The 768-nt window shown below is 45.2% G+C and carries 1 protein-coding gene; it reads left to right on the top strand.

The annotated features are described in order from the left end of the window. Positions 1-738 (top strand): IS3 family transposase (locus V6E55_RS25570; RefSeq protein WP_316944130.1); only part of this gene is annotated, 738 nt, incomplete at its 5' end. Positions 739-768: the final 30 nt, after the last annotated feature.

Below are 768 nucleotides of genomic sequence, written 5' to 3'. Positions count from 1 at the left end.
CGCTTTGAAGGCGAACAGCAAAGAATAGCTGCACTATTTCATTATCATAAAGGACGATATGGTTACCGCCGCATTACCCTGGCGTTGCGCAATGAAGGCTACGGAATAAATCATAAAACAGTACGAAAACTGATGCGTAAGATGGGGCTGGCCTCATGCCTGAGAAGTAAAAAGTATCAGTCATACAAAGGTACCTACGGTAAAATCGCGCCAAACATTCTGTCCCGTAATTTTAAGGCCAGCAGCCCAAACCAGAAATGGGTTACAGATGTGACCGAATTCAATGTAAAAGGGACAAAGCTATATCTGTCGCCAGTGCTGGATCTGTATAACAGCGAGATAATAGCCTGGAATATGACGACGCATCCGGGAATGAACCTGGTTGAAAACATGCTCAGCAAAGCCATGAAGAGGCTGAAGCCGGGTGACAGACCGATACTGCACTCTGATCAGGGCTGGCAGTATCAGATGGCGCGGTATCAGGAAAAGCTTAAAGTTAAAGGTATAGAGCAAAGCATGTCGCGCAAAGGGAACTGTCTGGACAATGCAGTAATAGAAAATTTTTTTGGTCTGTTGAAGACAGAATGTTGGTACCACGAAGAGTATGAAAATACGGACCATCTACGAAGAACGGTGGAAGAGTACATCCACTACTACAACAACGAACGAATCAAGCTAAAACTAAACGGCCTGAGTCCGGTACAATACCGAACTCAGGCCATGTCAGCCGCCAGTTAAGAAAGTGTCCAATATATGGGGTTCACTTCA

The sequence above is a fragment of the Enterobacter sp. 342 genome (genome assembly GCF_036663495.1).
Lineage (GTDB): Bacteria > Pseudomonadota > Gammaproteobacteria > Enterobacterales > Enterobacteriaceae > Enterobacter.
Note: the sequence above shows the minus strand (reverse complement) of the source record. Positions and strands in the feature narration are given on the sequence as shown.